The sequence below is a fragment of the Parendozoicomonas verongulae genome, from assembly GCF_009711465.1.
Taxonomy (GTDB): domain Bacteria; phylum Pseudomonadota; class Gammaproteobacteria; order Pseudomonadales; family Endozoicomonadaceae; genus Sansalvadorimonas; species Sansalvadorimonas verongulae.
Window position 1 is genome coordinate 1 of sequence record NZ_SMME01000686.1, and the last position, 665, is coordinate 665.

Genomic DNA, 665 nt, shown 5'->3' on the forward strand with positions numbered 1-665 from the left:
AAAAAACCATATATCTATACTGTAACGCCCGCCATGGCTCCAATCATGTTTCACGGCAGAGAAAGTGGCCCGGGTTTTGAAGTAGCTGCCAGGAGGATAATTCGCTGGGGAGTCAATATCTCCGTAAGTTATCTCTGAATACTGATGTCCCAGATATTCGCTGCTTGTTGAAACAGAAATATCGCCCATGAACTGTATTCGATATTTGTGACTATCAACTTCAAGGTATTCTACCCCGGCAGCTTCACTATAAACGGGGGGAGATTCTGGCTGTCCGTCATACTCCTCCTCATCCACTAGTCGGGTGTATTTTTTTTTGAACTTGCCTTCACTGCTGCTGTAAGCAAAAGAACACAAGGCTGCAATCAGCAGGAAAAATAATACGGTTTGAAACATCAACCTTTGTCGTATGTTTTCACTGTGAGGCAGTATCGAAGGAGACATAACTCAGATACCATCATGTAGGGTGGCTCAGCAGTATAGTTACTGATCCTTCTGAACCTCACTCAAGGCTCTGTTTTTCCTGATAGCCCTGATGGTAAGGGAGTCGGAAAATGAAGATCCTGAAACGCCTGAAGTATTTTGGGCATACTTTGCGCTGCTGCACCTGCCGGTTCCGAAAATTTTGTATAGCTTCTTGAGTGTCTACTCTGTGATTTCGATGG

1 protein-coding gene is annotated in these 665 nt (G+C 44.5%); it reads right to left on the minus strand.

Translation table 11 applies throughout. The features are described 5' to 3' along the window. Positions 1-444 (minus strand): hypothetical protein (locus E1189_RS02835; RefSeq protein ID WP_155158543.1); only part of this gene is annotated, 444 nt, incomplete at its 3' end. Positions 445-665 lie beyond the last annotated feature (221 nt).